Source organism: Rhabdothermincola sp. (assembly GCF_036846205.1).
Lineage (GTDB): Bacteria > Actinomycetota > Acidimicrobiia > Acidimicrobiales > Acidimicrobilacustridaceae > Rhabdothermincola.
In genome coordinates, this window is the sequence record NZ_DAIUCK010000035.1 from 13,203 (window position 1) to 29,117 (window position 15,915).

13 protein-coding genes are annotated in these 15,915 nt (G+C 69.6%); 10 read left to right on the forward strand and 3 right to left on the reverse strand.

Translation table 11 applies throughout. From position 1 onward, the window contains the following. The first annotated feature begins 19 nt into the window (after positions 1–19). From V7004_RS07055 to V7004_RS07080, 6 genes are all read left to right on the forward strand, one after another. Positions 20–1,348: an FAD-dependent oxidoreductase gene (locus V7004_RS07055; protein ID WP_334143006.1), complete on the forward strand. Its 1,329-nt coding sequence runs from the start codon at positions 20–22 to the stop codon at positions 1,346–1,348. 157 nt (positions 1,349–1,505) lie between these two features. Further along, positions 1,506–2,759, forward strand: a complete 1,254-nt coding sequence (locus V7004_RS07060; protein ID WP_334143007.1) for an ammonium transporter — start codon at positions 1,506–1,508, stop codon at positions 2,757–2,759. A 13-nt stretch (positions 2,760–2,772) separates the two neighbouring features. Continuing rightward, positions 2,773–3,111: a P-II family nitrogen regulator gene (locus tag V7004_RS07065; protein WP_208027638.1), complete on the forward strand. Its 339-nt coding sequence runs from the start codon at positions 2,773–2,775 to the stop codon at positions 3,109–3,111. Between the two features lie 27 nt (positions 3,112–3,138). Beyond that, a complete protein-coding gene (locus V7004_RS07070) occupies positions 3,139–5,439 on the forward strand; it encodes a [protein-PII] uridylyltransferase (RefSeq protein ID WP_334143008.1) in 2,301 nt (766 codons plus the stop codon). Between the two features lie 64 nt (positions 5,440–5,503). Further along, the gene (locus tag V7004_RS07075; protein ID WP_334143009.1) at positions 5,504–6,214 is read left to right on the forward strand and encodes an NUDIX hydrolase N-terminal domain-containing protein; all 711 of its coding nucleotides are present in this window, start codon (positions 5,504–5,506) and stop codon (positions 6,212–6,214) included. Positions 6,215–6,310: 96 nt separating this feature from the next. Beyond that, positions 6,311–7,696, forward strand: coding sequence for an amidase (locus V7004_RS07080; RefSeq protein WP_334143011.1), 1,386 nt, complete (start codon positions 6,311–6,313; stop codon positions 7,694–7,696). Between the two features lie 22 nt (positions 7,697–7,718). Here the strand turns inward: V7004_RS07080 and V7004_RS07085 are convergent, their stop codons facing one another. Next, on the reverse strand, positions 7,719–8,597 hold the full coding sequence (locus tag V7004_RS07085) for a PAC2 family protein (protein WP_334143012.1): 879 nt from the start codon (positions 8,595–8,597) through the stop codon (positions 7,719–7,721). A gap of 60 nt (positions 8,598–8,657) precedes the next feature. Between V7004_RS07085 and V7004_RS07090 the strand changes: the two genes are divergently transcribed. Beyond that, positions 8,658–9,092: a GNAT family N-acetyltransferase gene (locus V7004_RS07090; RefSeq protein WP_334143013.1), complete on the forward strand. Its 435-nt coding sequence runs from the start codon at positions 8,658–8,660 to the stop codon at positions 9,090–9,092. An 83-nt stretch (positions 9,093–9,175) separates the two neighbouring features. Here the strand turns inward: V7004_RS07090 and V7004_RS07095 are convergent, their stop codons facing one another. Then, a complete protein-coding gene (locus V7004_RS07095; RefSeq protein ID WP_334143015.1) occupies positions 9,176–10,570 on the reverse strand; it encodes an RCC1-like domain-containing protein in 1,395 nt (464 codons plus the stop codon). 81 nt (positions 10,571–10,651) lie between these two features. Further along, complete coding sequence (locus V7004_RS07100) at positions 10,652–11,902, reverse strand: EAL domain-containing response regulator (RefSeq protein ID WP_334143016.1); 1,251 nt, start codon at positions 11,900–11,902, stop codon at positions 10,652–10,654. Between the two features lie 217 nt (positions 11,903–12,119). Here V7004_RS07100 and V7004_RS07105 point away from each other — a divergent pair, with 217 nt between their 5' ends. The 3 genes from V7004_RS07105 to V7004_RS07115 all read left to right on the forward strand — a co-directional run bounded on the left by V7004_RS07105 (position 12,120) and on the right by V7004_RS07115 (position 15,766). Further along, positions 12,120–12,839 (forward strand): sensor histidine kinase, encoded by a 720-nt coding sequence (locus tag V7004_RS07105; protein WP_334143017.1) that lies wholly within the window; start codon positions 12,120–12,122, stop codon positions 12,837–12,839. Between the two features lie 100 nt (positions 12,840–12,939). Next, positions 12,940–13,620, forward strand: a complete 681-nt coding sequence (locus V7004_RS07110) for a response regulator transcription factor (RefSeq protein WP_334143018.1) — start codon at positions 12,940–12,942, stop codon at positions 13,618–13,620. A 352-nt stretch (positions 13,621–13,972) separates the two neighbouring features. Continuing rightward, on the forward strand, positions 13,973–15,766 hold the full coding sequence (locus tag V7004_RS07115) for a Calx-beta domain-containing protein (protein WP_334143019.1): 1,794 nt from the start codon (positions 13,973–13,975) through the stop codon (positions 15,764–15,766). The last annotated feature ends 149 nt before the right edge of the window (positions 15,767–15,915 follow it).

The window sequence follows — 15,915 nt, forward strand, 5'->3', positions numbered from 1 at the left end:
TCCCTCCTACCCTCTTCCCATGGCAGAGCGACTGGTGGTGATCGGCGGCGATGCGGGGAGTATGACCGCCGCATCGCAGGCCAAGCGGATGCGAACCGATCTGGAGGTCGTGGCCCTGGAGCGAGGGACCCGCACCAGCTTCGCAGCGTGTGGCATCCCGTTCTTCATCGGAGGTGAGGTCCCCACGCTCGACTCGCTGGTGGCTCGCACCCCCGACGAGCACGTGGCCCGAGGCATCGACGTGCGCCTGCGGCACGAGGTCACCGAGATCGACCTGGGGGCCCGGTCGGTGAGGGTCCGACGACTCGATCAGGGCGACGAGGTGACCATCGGCTTCGACCAACTCGTGATCGGCACGGGCGCCCGACCGCTCCGCCCGCCGATCCCCGGCCTGGATGATCGGTCCTTCGTGTTCGGGGTGCAGAACCTCGACGACGCCGAGGTGCTGATGCACCACGCTCGCAGCATCGACGCGCGGGATGTGGTGGTGGTCGGTGGGGGCTACGTCGGGTTGGAGATGGCCGAGGCGTTCTGCCATCGAGGAGCGTCGGTGACCGTGGTCGACATCGCACCGCAGGTCATGGGCACCCTCGACCCCGACATGGCCGAGCTGATCGTCGCGGCGATGCAAGGCGACGGGATCGAGGTACGGACCAGCACGCAGGTGGAAGCCGTCGAGCCGGGCCGGGTGCACACCTCCGACGGTGAGCTCCCCGCGGATCTCGTCGTGCTGGGACTGGGGGTCACCCCGAACAGCGAGCTGGCAGGCGCAGCCGGCCTCGAGCTCGGGGTGCGCAACGCCATCCGGGTCGATCGCCAGCAGCGCACCAGCGCGGCGGGCATATGGGCTGCCGGGGACTGCTGCGAGTCGATGCACCGGGTCAGTGGGCGGCCGACGTTCGTCGCCCTGGGCACGGTCGCCAACCGCCAGAGCCGGGTGGCGGGGATCAACATCGGCGGTGGCTACGCCACGTTCCCCGGCGTGCTGGGTAGCGCGGTGACCAAGATCTGCCGGACCGAGGTGGGCCGCACCGGTCTCAACGAGCGGGAGGCGACGGAGGCCGGCTTCCGGTTCGACACGGCCCGCGTCCAGACCACGACCCGTTCCCGGTACTTCCCGGGCTCCACTCCCATCACGGTGAAGCTGCTCGCCGAGCGAGGTACGGGCCGGCTGCTCGGCGGCCAGATCGTCGGTGGTCCGGGATCGGCCAAACGGATCGACACGGTGGCCACCGCACTGTGGAACGGGATGCATGCGGATGAGCTGATCAACCTCGACCTGTCCTACGCGCCCCCTTTCTCGCCGGTGTGGGACCCGGTTCAGGTCGCGGCCCGCCAGCTCGCCTGAGCTGCCGCAGCTCACCGCCGGCCGGGCCGGCGGCGCGGTTCACACGATGGAAACAATCGGGGAACCGTCGGGAAACAACGTGTCGCCATCCTTTCGGCTGTCTTGCTGACGGCTGAGCGGTCGTCTCCGCTCACGACAGGGAAGGGAGTCGTGCGGCATGGAATCGGCGCTCGACAGCGGCAACACCGCGTGGATGCTGGCAGCCACCGCCCTGGTGCTGTTCATGACGCCGGGCCTCGCCCTCTTCTACGGCGGGATGGTCCGAGCGAAGAACGTGCTCGGGATGCTCATGCAGAACGTCTTCGCCATGGGGCTGATGGCGGTGCTGTGGGTGCTGATCGGCTACACGCTGGCCTTCGGCGGCACGGGCCCACTGGTCGGCAACCTCGACTTCGCCGGCTTCAAGGGCGTGGGCATGGAGGTGATGGAGGGCCTCACGATCCCGGTCATCCTGTTCGCCGCCTTCCAGATGACCTTCGCCATCATCACTCCGGCGCTCATCACGGGAGCCACCGCCGATCGTATGAAGTTCGGCGCGTACGCGCTGTTCATCGGCATCTGGCTGCTCGTCGTCTACTCGCCGGTCGCCCACTGGGTGTGGGGCGGTGGTTGGATCTTCGATATGGGCGCGCTCGACTTCGCTGGCGGCGCCGTGGTGCACATCAACGCCGGCGCGGCCGCTCTGGCGATGGCCATCCTGCTCGGCAGGCGCAAGGGTTGGCCGAAGGAGGGCATGCACCCCCACTCGCTCCCACTCACGCTGGTCGGCACCGGGATCCTGTGGTTCGGCTGGGCGGGCTTCAACGCAGGGTCCGCGCTCGCCGCCGACGGGCTCGCCGCGCAGGCCATCCTCAACACGTTCGTCGCCGCCTCGGCGGCGATGCTGGGCTGGGTGCTGGCCGAGTGGGCCAAGGACGGCCAGCCGACCACGCTCGGCGCAGCATCGGGCGCGGTCGCGGGACTCGTCGCCATCACCCCATGTGCCGGGTTCGTCGGCGCGGTGCCCTCGATCCTGATCGGATTCCTCGCCGGCATCGTCTGTCTGTTCGCCATCCAGTTGAAGTACCGGTTGGGCTATGACGACTCCCTCGACGTGGTCGGCATCCACCTCGTCGGTGGGCTCACCGGAGCGTTGCTGCTCGGGCTGTTCGCCGACACCGCCATCAACCCGGGCGGCGCCGACGGTCTCTTCGTCGGGGGCGGTGCGGGGTTGCTGGGCAAGCAGTTCGTGGCGTCGATCGCCGTTCTGGCCTTCTCGTTCGTGGCCACCCTCGTCATCGGCAAGGTGCTGGATGTCATCGTGGGCCTGCGGGTGACCCCCGAGGAAGAGGATCAAGGGCTCGATCTCAGCCAGCATGCCGAAACCGCCTACAACTTCGGTGACGTCGCCTCGATGGGTCGGATCGGGTAGGGAGGAGCAAGCCATGAAGCTGATCACCGCGATCATCAAGCCGCACAAGCTCGACGACGTGAAGGACGCCCTGAAGGAGGCGGGGGTGCAGGGCCTCACGGTCGACGAGGTGAAGGGCTTCGGGCGTCAGGGCGGCCACACCGAGGTCTACCGGGGCGCCGAGTACACCGTCGACCTCCTGCCGAAGGTCAGGATCGAGGTGGTGGTCGACGACGCGGACGCCGAGCGGCTCGCGGAGCTGATCGTCGGTGCGGCCAGGACGGGCAAGATCGGTGACGGCAAGGTGTGGATCACCCCCGTCGACCGGGTGGTGCGTATCCGCACCGGTGAGCGCGATGTCGATGCGGTCTGATCCGGTGATCGGGCCGTAGTGAGGTCCATGCCACCCACCCTGGAACGCCAGGCACTGCTCGGCGACCCGCAGCTCGCGGGAGTCGAGCTGTGCCGCGCCTACAGCGATCTGGTCGACCGGTGGTTGGCGGAGCTCTACGAGCTCGAGGTGGGCAGGAACCAGGGGGTGGCCCTGGTGGCGGTCGGCGGCTACGGGCGTTCCGAGCTCTCCCCCCAGAGCGACATCGACCTGCTCCTCCTCCACGACGGGATCGTGCCCATCGGCGAGATCGCGGAACGGATCTGGTACCCGATCTGGGATGCTGGCTTGAAGCTCGGTCATGCGGTTCGGACACCGAAGGAGGCGCTACGCCTCGCGGCCGACGATCTCGACACGGCCACCTCGATGCTGTCGCTGCGTCCGGTCGCTGGTGATCGAGCGCTGGCGGAGGACGTCGCGTCCAGGTCGAGGACGCTGTGGGCCAAGCGAGCGAAACGCTGGCTCGCCGAGCTGAGCCGTTCGGTGAAGCAACGGCATGCCGTCGCGGGCGAAGTCGCCTTCCTCCTCGAGCCGGACCTGAAGGACGGTCGGGGTGGGCTGCGCGACGTCCATGCCATCCGATGGGCGGAGGCGGCTCGCACGGTCATGCTCGAGGGAGACGATGACGGGCTGGCGGAGGCCTACGACACGATCCTCTCGGCGCGGGTCGAGCTCCACCGGCGAACCGGACGCCGGGGTGATCGCTTGGTGCTCGAGGAGCAGGACGGTGTGGCCGGCGCCCTCGGCTACCCGAGCGCCGATGAACTCATGCGGGCAGTGTCGTCCGCGGCCAGGCGCATCGCCTGGACCAGTGATGAGGTATGGGACCGGGTCGACTCGTCACTGGCCGGCCCCCTGCGGTCGCGCCTGGTGCGCGACCGGGAAGTCGCGCCAGGGGTCGTGCTGCGCGACGGCATCGTGGAGCTCCACCGTTTCGCCGACCCCGGGGCGGACCCGCTACTCGGCCTGCGAGTGGCCGTCGCCGCGGCGACCAACGCCACCCGGATCGAGCGCCGGACGCTCAACCGCCTGGCCGGTGAAGCCCCCGCGCTGGGGGACCCCTGGCCCGACGGGGCCCGATCGCTGCTGGTGGAGCTGCTGCTCGCCGGTGAGCCCGCCATCGCGGTCATCGAGTCGCTCGACCAGCGGGGCATCTGGGTGCGGGTGCTGCCCGAGTGGGCCAAGGTGCGGTGCCGGTCGCAACGCAACGCCTACCACACCTTCACGGTCGACCGGCATCTCTGCCAGGCAGCGGTCAACGCGGCCGCCCTGGCCGAGCAGGTGGACCGCCCGGACCTGCTCGTGGTCGGCGCGCTCCTCCACGACATCGGCAAGGGTGAGCCCGGCGATCACACCGAAGCAGGGATCGAGCTCGTGGGGCGCATCGGTCCCCGGATGGGTTTCCCACCCGCTGACGTCACGGTGCTGCAGGAGCTGGTCCGCCATCATCTGCTGCTCGCTGATGTCGCGGTGCGGCGCGACCTCTCCGACCCCGGCACGATCGAGCGGGTCGCCAGCCAGGTGCGTTCGCTGTCGACGCTGCGGCTGCTGGCCGCGCTGACCGAAGCCGACTCCCTGGCGACCGGCCCCGCCGCGTGGAACAGCTGGAAGGCCGAGCTGGTGGGCGAGCTGGTGGACCGGGTCGCGCATGTCCTCGGCGGCGGAGAGGCCTCGGAGGTCACGACCACCGATCGCTTCCCCTCCGAGGCGCAACGAGCCCGGATGGCCGAGGGGCGGCGGGTGGTCGAAGCCTCCGGTGATGACCTCCTGGTGATCGCCGAGGATCGACCGGGCATGTTCAGCCGGGTGGCCGGCGCGTTGGCGCTGAACGGCCTCGACGTGCTGGAAGCCGCGGCCCACTCGGATGACGCCGGCATGGCGATCGAGACCTTCAGGGTGCAGAGCGCCTTCGGTTCGGTGATCCCCTGGGAACGGGTGGTCACCGACATCGAGAAGGCCCTCGAGGGGAAGTTGGCGCTGCACGCCCGGCTGGAGGAGCGGGCGAGGATGTACCGGCGGGATCGCCGCCGGGCGCTGGCGCCCGATCCACCGACGGTGCTCGTCGACAACGACATCTCGACGGCGGCGACGGTGATCGAGGTGAAGGCCCCGGATGCCGTCGGCGTCCTCTACAAGATCACCCGGGCCATCGCCGAGCTCGACCTGGACCTGCGCTCCGCCAAGGTCCAGACCCTCGGAGCGGACGTGATCGACTCGTTCTACGTGTGCGACCGCTCGGGCGGCAAGGTGACCGACCCGAACCACCTTGGGGAGCTCGAGCGGGCCATCCTGCACGCGCTGGCCGGTTGAGCCGGTCCGCCGTCACCGTCGTTCGCGGGGCAGGTGGCGACAGGCTGGCAGTAGCGTGCGGGCGATGGATCGACGGGTGACCGCTCAGGACCTCCTGCGTTGGAGCGAGGCGCTTGCCGGCATCGCCCGCACCGGTCTCGGCTTCACCGACAACCCCTACGAGCGTGAACGTTTCGAGGAGGTGCTCGCGGTCGCGGCCGACATCCGCCACGCGGCCCGATCCGACATCGACCACGACCAGGTGGTTTCGGAGTGGATGAAGACGACCGGCACCGGCGTCGCCGGTTACCAGACCCCGAAGATCGCGGTGGGTGCCGTGGTGGGCAACGACCGCGGCGAGATCCTCCTGGTGAAGCGGGCCGACTCGGGGATCTGGCTCTACCCGACCGGTTGGGCTGACATCGGCTACTCCGCGTCGGAGGTGGCGGTGAAGGAGGTGAAAGAGGAGACGGGTATCGACTGTGAGGTCCGGCGGTTGATCGGTCTGTTCGACGGGTTGCGCCTCGGTTTCACCCAGATTCCCCTGTACTCGCTGGTCTTTCACTGCCACGCGGTGGGAGGAGAGCTGGAGCCACATCCCCTCGAGTGTGCGGACGTCGGTTGGTTCTCGGAGGGCCACCTGCCCCCGCACGTGGCCGGAGCCGACCACTGGGCGGATCACGCGTTCCGGGCGATCAGGGGAGAACCGCTCGACGTGCTCTACGACCAGCCGCGGATACCTCCGTGGCGGGCCGATGACCCATCACCTGACGACCCATCATCTCGAACGAGGTAGACCAGGACGCGATCGACACCGCGTCGGAGAACAGGGGGATTCATGGCGGAGCTTCCATCTGCGAGTGAAGCGGCAGATGCCGTTCGCCGGGGGGAGATGAGCGCTCGGGCCTTGCTCGAGGAGTGCCTGGCGGCCATCGAGGAACGCAATGACGTATTGAACGCGTTCGTGTACCTGGACCCCGAGGGGGCCCGGGCCCGGGCGGCGGAGATCGATGATCTGGTCCGCCGGGGCGAGGACCCGGGGCCGTTCGCCGGTGTGCCGTTCGGTGTCAAGGACCTCGAGGACTGCGCGGGGATGCCGACCTCGCACGGGTCGCTGCTGTACAAGGACGCTCCGCCGGTCACCGAGGACTCCATCCACGTGGCTCGCCTGCGCGCTGCGGGCGCGGTCTTCGTGGGCAAGACCGCCGCACCCGAGTTCGGCACGATCCAGTTCACCCGCACCAAGGCCTGGGGGGTGACCCGCAACCCGTGGGACACCGACCGCACACCGGGGGGATCGAGTGGTGGCTCGGCCGCCGCGGTCGCCGGTGGCCTGGTGCCGATCGCCACCGCCAGTGACGGGGGTGGTTCCACCCGGATCCCCGCGGCGTTCAGCGGTCTGGTCGGCATGAAGCCGAGCTACGGCCGCATCCCCCATCCCAGCGCGGATCCCTCACAGACGGCCGTGTACGGGGTGGAGGCGGTGACGGTGGCCGATGCGGCCCGGCACCTCGACGTCACCGCGGGTCCACACGACGCTGATCGCACGTCCCTGCCGCCGGCGGGACTCCGCTACCAGGACGCCATGGAGAGCCTCGACGTCTCGGGACTGCGCGTCGGCTGGTCAGGAGACCTGGGCTTCGCGGTCGTCGATCCCGAGGTGCTCGAGCTCACCCGTGCCTCGGCGGAGGCGCTGGCTCAGGCCGTGGGGACCGAGCTCGTCGAGTACCCGGTCCGCCTCACGGACCCGATCCGCACCTGGCTGCAGGCCGGGTCGGTCACCTTGTGGCTGGACATCGAGGAGAGCGAGCACTATCCCGCGCGCCTGGACGACCTCACCCCGTTCGTGCGCTTCAGCCTGGAGACGAGCTACGAGCGTCCGGTTCGCACGCTGGTGCCGGGACTGCGTCGCCGGCTCCAGCTCGAGGCCGACGTAGCCCGGATCTTCCAGGACGTCGACGTGCTCCTGACCCCCACCACGGCCGTACCCGCCTTCGACGCCGCGGGCCCATCGCCGACCACGATCGCCGGCGAGGACCTGGTCGAGCGGTTCGGACCCTTGGCGGCGGGGGCGATGAGCGTGCCGTTCACGATGCTGGCCAACCTCTGCTGGAACCCCGCGTGCTCGGTGCCTGCCGGTCTCAGCTCTGACGGGCTGCCGGTGGGGTTGCAGATCATCGGGCGTCGGCACGCGGACGAGGTGGTGCTGCGGCTCGCCAGGCTGCTGGAGCAGACTCGGCCCTGGCCCCGGCACGCCCCGATGGGAGCAGGTGCCTAGGCGCGAGCGCGTGGCTGGTGCGTCAATCCTGGTCGCGCAGGAAGCGTTCGACCTCTTCGACCAGGGTCGAGCCGTCATCGAGCAGTCTCGGCTCCTCCTCGTCGAAACGCTCCTCGAGCTGCCGCACGTAGTCGCGGGTCTCCTCGTCGTCGTCGACCAGCGAGCTGACTTCTTCTTCGTAGTCCCGAGCGGCTTGCTTCAGCTCGGTGAGATCGAGGGAGACCTGCAGCAGGCGTGACGCCCGGTCGACGAGGGCCAGGGTGGCCTTGGGCGAGGGTGACGCGGGGACGTAGGTGGGCACGGCGGCCCACAGCGACGACGACGGCAGACCCGCTTCTCGTGACAGCGCCTGGAGCACGCCGGTGATCCCGGTCGGCCCCTCGTAGCGTGACGGGAGCAGGCCGAGCTCGCGGGCGGTGTCGGCGTCGTGGCCGACGCCGAAGACTGAGACCGGCCGCGAGTGCGGCACTTCGGCGAGGAGCGCGCCGAAGGTGATGACTCGCCGGGTGTCGAAGGCGCGGGCCACGCCGATGATCTGCTCGCAGAACGTGCGCCACCGCAGTTGTGGCTCGGGCGCCACCAGGAGGATCACATCCAGGTTGGCACCTGGGACGGTCGTGGCAGAGAACTCGATCTCCGGCCACAGGATTTCGCGCTCGCCGTGCGCGTCGAACCGGACGAGCGGCCGGGTTGAGGTGAAGTCGTAGAAGAGTTCCGGGTCGACGGCCGCGAACGGCCGCGCTCGCCACTGCTCGGCAAACACGCTCACCGCGCTGCTGGCCGCGTCGCCGGCATCGCTCCAGCCGGAGAAGGCCACGAGCATCACGGGGGCGATCAGCTGCGGGCGGCGGAACCAGCGCACGTGCTCGAGACGCGGGCTGCGCCCTTGCGGATCAGCCATCACCTCACCGTACCGGGCGATCGTGGTCCTGCGTGCGCCGGACCGTTAGCGTGACCGCCGATGAGTCTCGAGATCGTCGAATGCAAGGTCGCCGACCCCGAGGTGGTGGCGGCGTTCCAGCGCTTGACCCCTCAGCTCTCGTCCTCCAGCTCACCCCCGACCGCCGAGCAGCTGGCTGAGATCGTGGCCTCACCCGCCACCGTGCTGTTCCTCGCCCGATCCGGGGGGGAGATCGTGGGCAGCCTGACACTGGCGATGTTCCGCATTCCCACCGGGCTCCGGGCCTGGATCGAGGACGTGGTGGTCGACGAGTCCGCTCGCGGCCAGGGGGTGGGGGAGGCGCTCAACCGGGCCGCACTCGAACGGGCACGGGCTTCAGGAGCACGCACGGTCGATCTGACCTCCCGCCCCAGCCGGGTAGCCGCCAACCGGCTGTACCAGCGGATCGGATTCGTGCAGCGGGAGACCAACGTGTACCGCTTCGAGCTGGCGTAGGGCCGGCGAACCCGCTGGCGCGCCTCGGCGTGGTCCCACCGGCCGAGGCCGCCGGAACCACGCCGAGTGCACGAGCGGGTTCCTCAGCGGGTAGCCATGGCGTGCAGCCCACCTGCCGAGACGTCGAACCAGCCGGTGAGGGTGCCGACCCGGGCGGGCGTCGGCTGGCGAGCGGACTCGTCGGTCAGCCAGGTGTCGATGCTGGTCAGACCGGGACCGGGGTTGCCGTTGCCGAGCTGGCCGGTCGGGTTCCACCCCCAGCTCCACAACGTCCCGTCGGACCGGATGGCGATGGCGAACCCGTAGCCGAGGGCGACCTTCGACCATCCCCCCGGTTCGCCGACCAGCGTCGGGGAGGCCCGCAGGGCGTCACCCGTGGTGCTCGAGGTACCGAGACCCAACCCGCCGGCGATGTTGTCACCCCAGGCGAAGAGCGAGCCTGCTGAGTCAATGGCCATCGAGAAGCCTCCGTCGATGGGCGTGCTGCCCGCGACGGCCCGGACCCAATCCGTCTTCGTCCCCACTTGCGTGGGCTGGGGATGGAAGTCGTTGATGCACTGCCACTGGGTACCGTCCACCGGCGCAGCGCCGAGCCCGAGCTGCCCACGGCAGTTCTGCCCCCATGCGTAGAGCCGGCCGTCGTCAGCCACCGCCAGCACGTGAGTCGTCAACCGGCCCCCAGCGCTGACCGATCGCCACGTGCCCGGGATGCGGCTCGGCGTGGGATGAGGGTCGAGATCGATCGTTCCTGTTCCGAGCGCACCGGAGCTGTTGTTCCCCCAGGCCCACAGCGACCCATCGGCCTTGAGGGCGAAGGAGGTGCCCGAAGGGGTCGCCACGATCGAGACCCAGTCCCGGTCCGGCCCGACCGGGGTCGGGGTGAAGCGCGGTTCGGTGTCGCCCATGCCGAGCTGACCGGAGTTGTTGTTCCCCCAGGCCCACAGCGACCCGTCGCTCTGGATGGCAAGCGAGTACGAGTCGCTCGTCTCCACGTCGACCCACCCGCGGCCGCCGGGCAGCTTCACCGGGTTCGGAGCCACCGTCACCGGGTTGCCGGAAGCATCGACCGCACCGAGCCCGTAGGGATTCACGCCCCACGCCCACATCGTTCCGCCCTTGCGGATGGCGATCGAGTGGGCGGTGCCGCTGGAGATGTCGCTCCAGGCCTGGGAGCCCGGCACCCGGGTCGGCGTGGAGAGCTCCGCGTCGTGCCGAGTCGGCTCCGATTCGGGGGTGAGCCCCATCCTGCCGTTGCCGAGCTGGCCGAACGTGTTGTTGCCCCAGATGTACAGCCTCGGGTTTGAAGGGCCGGCGGACGCGACGGTCGCCGGCGCGAGTGCCGCAACAGGGCCGAGCAGCGCAGCGAGCACCAGTGCCGCTCGCCGCCATCGGATGATCGTGACACGCATGCCGTGCACCTCCAGAGCGGGGCGATCGCCGAGGGGACTGCGTCGCCGGTGGTCGATGTTGGAGGGCATCGACGGAGGTTGCTCGGAGGTTCAGGCATCACTCGGTGCATTCGGGAGCTTCCTGCGCAACTGGGGAACAGGACGGAAAACTCACCCACCGATCCAGAGGTGGCGCATCGCGGGTGGGCGCAGCGGAAGTGGTGCCGGGCGGCCGATGAAGAACCCCTGCCCGGCGCGCACGCCGAGCGACCTCAGGGTGTGGAGCTCCTCGAGGGTCTCGATGCCCTCGGCGATCAGCGTGGTCCTGGTTTCGCAGCAGAAGTGCACCAGAGCGCTGACCAGCGACCGCTTGACCGGGGAGCGGTCGACGTCGCTGATGAGCTGGCGCTCGAGCTTGAGCACGTCCGGCTCGAGACAGAGGATCTGCTCCAAGCTGGCAAACCCTGCCCCGGCGTCGTCGACCGCGACCCGGGCCCCCATCTGCCTGAGGCGGGTCGCCGCATCCCGGAGGGCATCGGGGTCGTCGGCGCGTTCGTGCTCGGTGACCTCCACGATCACCGGCGCAGGATCGAACGACCGCAGCTCCTGGATGAGCCGCGGTGATCGCAGCGTCATCGGCGAGGCGTTCACCGCCACGAAGACGCCGTCCGGCAGTGATGCCGCCTGCTCGGCTGCCTCGGCGATTGCGGCCAGCTCGAGATGGGTACGCAGCCCCACGATGGCGGCGTCGGCGAGCCACTCGTCGGGGGGCCGGATCGGGGTGGTGGTGAAGCGGGCCAGCGCTTCGGCGCCGATGATGGCGGCCGTCGTGAGGTCGACGATCGGCTGGAACACGATCTCGATCGACCGGGAGTCGATGAGCGCCTCGATCCGTTTGGCCAACTCCCGCCGGGCTTCGGCCTGTTGGTGCTCTCCATGCTCGAGGTGGTCGACCTTCGAGGCCAGCACCTGGCGTTCTCGACTCAGCGCGAGGTGCTGCATCCTGGTGCGCAGGAGGTTGCGGACCCGCAGGATCAGCTCCGTGTAGTTGAGAGGCTTGGTCAGGAAGTCGTGCGCGCCATGGGCGAGCGCCGTCTCCTTCGCCTGGTCGGTGACGTCCGCGGTCACCACCAGGACCGGCACGAAGTCATCGTCGTCGAGGCGACGAGTCAGCTCGTCGAGGAAGGTGATGCCGTCGATGATCGGCATGTGGAGGTCCAGCACCAGCAGGTCAGGGTCCAGCCGGTCGAGGTCGGTCAGCAGGACCCTGGGGTTGGTGAGGCCGTCGACGTGCGGGTAGCCCGCACGCTGCAGCATCCGCTTCAGCACGAGCACGTTGGTCGGCTCGTCGTCGACGATCACGATGCGGGCCTGGCAGGTGGCGTCTTCGCCGGCGGCGGGGCTGCACGCAGCGAGCGACATGGCTCTCCTCTCGTATCCGGAGCCCCGCGCCATGCACCGCTGCGCCTGTGGCGCGCCGGTGCCCTACCGTCCGGACTCAGCATCGGCGCGCGTGGCCCCCGACGAAATGAGCCGATCAGCTCATCCAGGGATCCGGTCCCCTGACCGAAACCATCAGGCGGACAGCGTTGTGTGTGGTTGCACCTAGCTGGACGCTAGCCGGAAGGGTTGACGACTCATGGTCACGATCTCCGCGAACCCCATGTACTCGGCTGGTACCACCCAGACGGGGTCGTTCGGTCTGGAGTTCGCGAGGGCCCTGGAGCACGAGCTCCGCGGCTCCGTGCACACGATCGCCGGCTTCGCCGGCTTACTCCGGCACGGGCCCCTGACCGAGGACCAGCGGCTGGCCGTGGAGTGGATCGACCGTGCCAGCGGCAACATGACCGTTCTGCTCGAAGCCGTGAGCAGGGTCGTACGGGCGGCGTCGAACCCCTGCCTCGACCTCGAGGATGTCGACCCGCTCGACGTGATCCATGACGTGTGCAGGCGGACCACGCCGTTGGCCGACAAGCTCGACGTCACCTTGATCGCCGCCGTCGAATGCGGGGATGCCGTGCTCGGCGACCGGGAGGCCCTGGTGGAGATCCTCGAGCAGCTCGTGCGCAACGGGTTGCAGCACAGCGGGGCGGGGCGAGTCGTGGTGCGAGTCGCCGCGAGCGGGCCCGGCACGGTGCGGTTCTCGGTGGAAGACCCCGGCCGTGGGATGGGGGAGCTCGAGCTCGGGAGAGCGTTCGGCCCCTTCGCCCGTTTCGGAGACCCTGGCCCGGACTGCGGCGCCGGGCTGGGGCTCACCATCTGCCGGCTCCTGGTGGAAGCCCTCGGCAGCAAGCTGCTGGCCAGCAGTCGGATCGGTGCGGGTACGCACCTGTGGTTCGACCTGCCGGCGCGCCCTTGAGTCCTCCGCCCCACCGACCGATACAAGGGGTGATGGGAGCTGCCAGGTGTTCAGGCACGTCACCTTGGGTGATCCGGCCGTGCCCGGCCGCCGATCGTTGATGGGTGCCGCAGTCCTCCTCGTCGACGACGACGCCGCCGCACGTGCGCTGGCGGCGCAGGCCCTCACGATGGACGGCTTTGAGGTGGCTGAGGCCTCGACCGCTTCGAAGGCTCGGGAGCTGAACAGTTCCCGCCGGTTCGATCTGGTGGTGCTCGACCTCGGCCTGCCCGACGAGCAGGGCCTGGACTGGCTCGTGGAGCTCCGGCGGGTCAGCACGATCCCGGTCGTCGTCCTCACCGGGCGGAGCGGGGTCGAGGATCGGGTCGTCGGGCTCCGGCTGGGAGCCGACGACTACCTCGTCAAACCGTTCGCACCGACCGAGCTGTCCGCCCGGGTGACGGCGGTGCTCCGGCGGGTCCAGCCCGCTCCTGTGCACCAGACGCTCGACTTCGGTGATCTGGTGATCGACGAAGCGGCTGGTGAGGTCCGGGTGGCAGGGGAGCTGGTATCGCTCACCCGCAAGGAATACGAGCTGCTGTGCCACCTCGCCTCCCATCCCCGCCAGGTGTTCTCCCGCGAGCAGCTCCTGGTCGCGGTGTGGAACTCCTCGTCGGAGTGGCAGCACCCGGCCACGGTCACCCAGCACGTTCGCCGGGTCCGCCAGAAGGTGGAGATCGAGGCGGGGGCTACCCCGAGGATCTCGACGATCCGTGGGGTCGGCTACCGCTTCGATCCCTGATCAGATCCAGCGCCCGCTCCGGCGAGAGTTTTCCGAGTTGTGCTCGTACGGTCATGAGCTGTTCTCGCGGCTCCGTGAGAATGGCCAGTGTCCCGATCGAGGTGACGTCGGCGGAGTTCGCACAACGCCCCCGCATCCTTCCCGTCCCCCGCAGGCGTCACCTCGATCGGGGTCCCATCTCCGGCCGGTGAGCAGGCGGTCCGGATGGCGGTGACGTGAGGAGCGGCGCATGGGTTGGTGGCGGGCAGGTCGGCCTGGTGTGCGGCCACTCGAGGTGTGGGCAGCGGTGGTTGCGTGGGTGGCAATGCTGGCGGGGGGCACCGGATCAGCGCTGGCGGGAGCGTCTGGCGGGGTGACGGCCTCCGTGGGCGATGTCGCGGTGGTGGAAGGTGACGGTGGTTCGGCTCGGACAGTGCGGGTGCCGGTGACGTTGTCGGCGCCGGCGACGACGCTGTCGACGCTCGCCTACACCGTCGTCCATGGCAGCACCAGCCCTGACGACGTCACGTTGCGTTCGGGAACCCTCACGTTCAAGCCGGGTGCGGACGGCCTGGCCAGGACCCTTGGGGTGATCTCCGTGGGCATCACTGCGGATACCGCCGTGGAGGGTGACGAGTGGTTCCAGGTGGTGCTTTCCGCGCCGACGGGGTCGATCAGCGCGCTGAGGCGTTCGGTGGGGGTGGTCACCATCGTCGATGACGATCCTGGTGGAGGTCCGGCGGTGTCCGTGGGGGATGTCACCGTCGTGGAGGGCGACCGCGCCCGCAACGTCACCAACGAGGTGGAGGTCCCGCTCACGTTGTCGGAGCCGACGGCGGGCACGGTGAGCGTCACCGCCTCGGTGGCAGCGGGGTCAGCCACTGCCGGGGCCGATTTCAAGAAGGCGTTCAGCACCACGGTGACGTTCAAGCCTGGGCAGACCGCCAAGACGGTCACCGTGGGGGTGCTGCCCGACTCCCTCGTGGAGGGGGACGAGACGGTCACCCTTGCCTTGTCGTCACCGGTCGGCGCAACCGTCGGTCGCGCTGCCGGAACCCTCACCATCGCTGACGACGACACGCCCACACCATTCCCCACCGAGGCCTTGTGGGCCTGGGGCGCGAACGGGCACGGCCAGCTCGGCCTCGGCGACACCGATGATCGGCTCACCCCCACCCAGGTGGGCAACAGCAATGACTGGGCGACCGCCGCCGTCGGCTTCGGCTACACGGTGGCGGTCAAGACCGACGGCACCCTGTGGGCCTGGGGTTCGAACCTGTCGGGCCAGCTGGGCCTGGGCGACACCACCGATCGGCTCACCCCCTCGCAGGTCGGGGCCGACGGCGACTGGGTCAGTGCGGCCGCCGGTTGGGGGCATACGGTGGCGGTCAAGGCCGATGGCACCCTGTGGGCCTGGGGTGCCAACTGGGACGGCCAGCTCGGCCTGGGTGACACCTCCACCCGGCTCAGTCCCACCCAGGTGGGCACCGACGCCGACTGGGTGGCCGTCAGCACGGGGTTTGGTCACAACGTGGCGGTCAAGACCGACGGCACGCTGTGGGCGTGGGGTTGGAACGGATACGGCCAGCTCGGGCTGGGCGATACCGATGATCGGCTGGTTCCCACGCAGGTCGGCACCGGCGATGACTGGGTGACCGTCGTCGCCGGCGATGTCCACACGGTGGCGGTCGAGGCCGACCGCAGCTTGTGGGCCTGGGGTTCGGGTGGATTCGGCCACCTCGGTCTGGGGGATACCGATGATCGGCTGGTGCCGACTCGGGTGGGCACCGATACCGACTGGTCCACCGTGGCCGCTGGCAGCTACCACACCGTGGCGGTCAAGACCGATGGCTCGCTGTGGGCGTGGGGTTGGAACGGGTACGGCCAGCTCGGCCTGGGCGATGCCGAAGACCGGCTCACCCCCACCCAGGTGGGCACCGACGCCGTCTGGGCGGTCGTCACTGCCGGAGACGGTCACACGGTGGCGGTCAAGGCCGACGGCTCGCTGTGGGCGTGGGGTTGGAACGGGTACGGCCAGCTCGGCCTGGGTGACACCAGCAACCGGCTCAGCCCCACCCAGGTGGGCAGCGACCGCGACTGGGCCGCCGCCATCGTCAGCGGCTACCACACGGTGGCCCTCAAGGCCCCGCCACTCTCGAGCACCTGAGCCCACCATGAATGCCTGCCGTCGCTCACCAGCCCGGCAGGGTGTGGTGGGTGCCGGTTGATTGCCTGTTGGTGGGTGTCTAGCGTTTGAGGCGCATTGTCGGTTTTTGTCGTGCACCTCGGCGGAGCGCTGGGTGCCAGGTGGGGGTG

Coding starts and splice junctions, on each gene's coding strand:
- V7004_RS07085 (WP_334143012.1), bottom strand. CDS start 8,597: ATGGCTGATCCGCAAGGGCGCAGCCCGCGTCTCGAGCACGTGCGCTGG.
- V7004_RS07080 (WP_334143011.1), top strand. CDS start 6,311: ATGAGCGCTCGGGCCTTGCTCGAGGAGTGCCTGGCGGCCATCGAGGAA.
- V7004_RS07105 (WP_334143017.1), top strand. CDS start 12,120: ATGGTCACGATCTCCGCGAACCCCATGTACTCGGCTGGTACCACCCAG.
- V7004_RS07055 (WP_334143006.1), top strand. CDS start 20: ATGGCAGAGCGACTGGTGGTGATCGGCGGCGATGCGGGGAGTATGACC.
- V7004_RS07095 (WP_334143015.1), bottom strand. CDS start 10,570: ATGCCCTCCAACATCGACCACCGGCGACGCAGTCCCCTCGGCGATCGC.
- V7004_RS07060 (WP_334143007.1), top strand. CDS start 1,506: ATGGAATCGGCGCTCGACAGCGGCAACACCGCGTGGATGCTGGCAGCC.
- V7004_RS07070 (WP_334143008.1), top strand. CDS start 3,139: ATGCCACCCACCCTGGAACGCCAGGCACTGCTCGGCGACCCGCAGCTC.
- V7004_RS07075 (WP_334143009.1), top strand. CDS start 5,504: ATGGATCGACGGGTGACCGCTCAGGACCTCCTGCGTTGGAGCGAGGCG.
- V7004_RS07065 (WP_208027638.1), top strand. CDS start 2,773: ATGAAGCTGATCACCGCGATCATCAAGCCGCACAAGCTCGACGACGTG.
- V7004_RS07090 (WP_334143013.1), top strand. CDS start 8,658: ATGAGTCTCGAGATCGTCGAATGCAAGGTCGCCGACCCCGAGGTGGTG.
- V7004_RS07100 (WP_334143016.1), bottom strand. CDS start 11,902: ATGTCGCTCGCTGCGTGCAGCCCCGCCGCCGGCGAAGACGCCACCTGC.
- V7004_RS07110 (WP_334143018.1), top strand. CDS start 12,940: ATGGGTGCCGCAGTCCTCCTCGTCGACGACGACGCCGCCGCACGTGCG.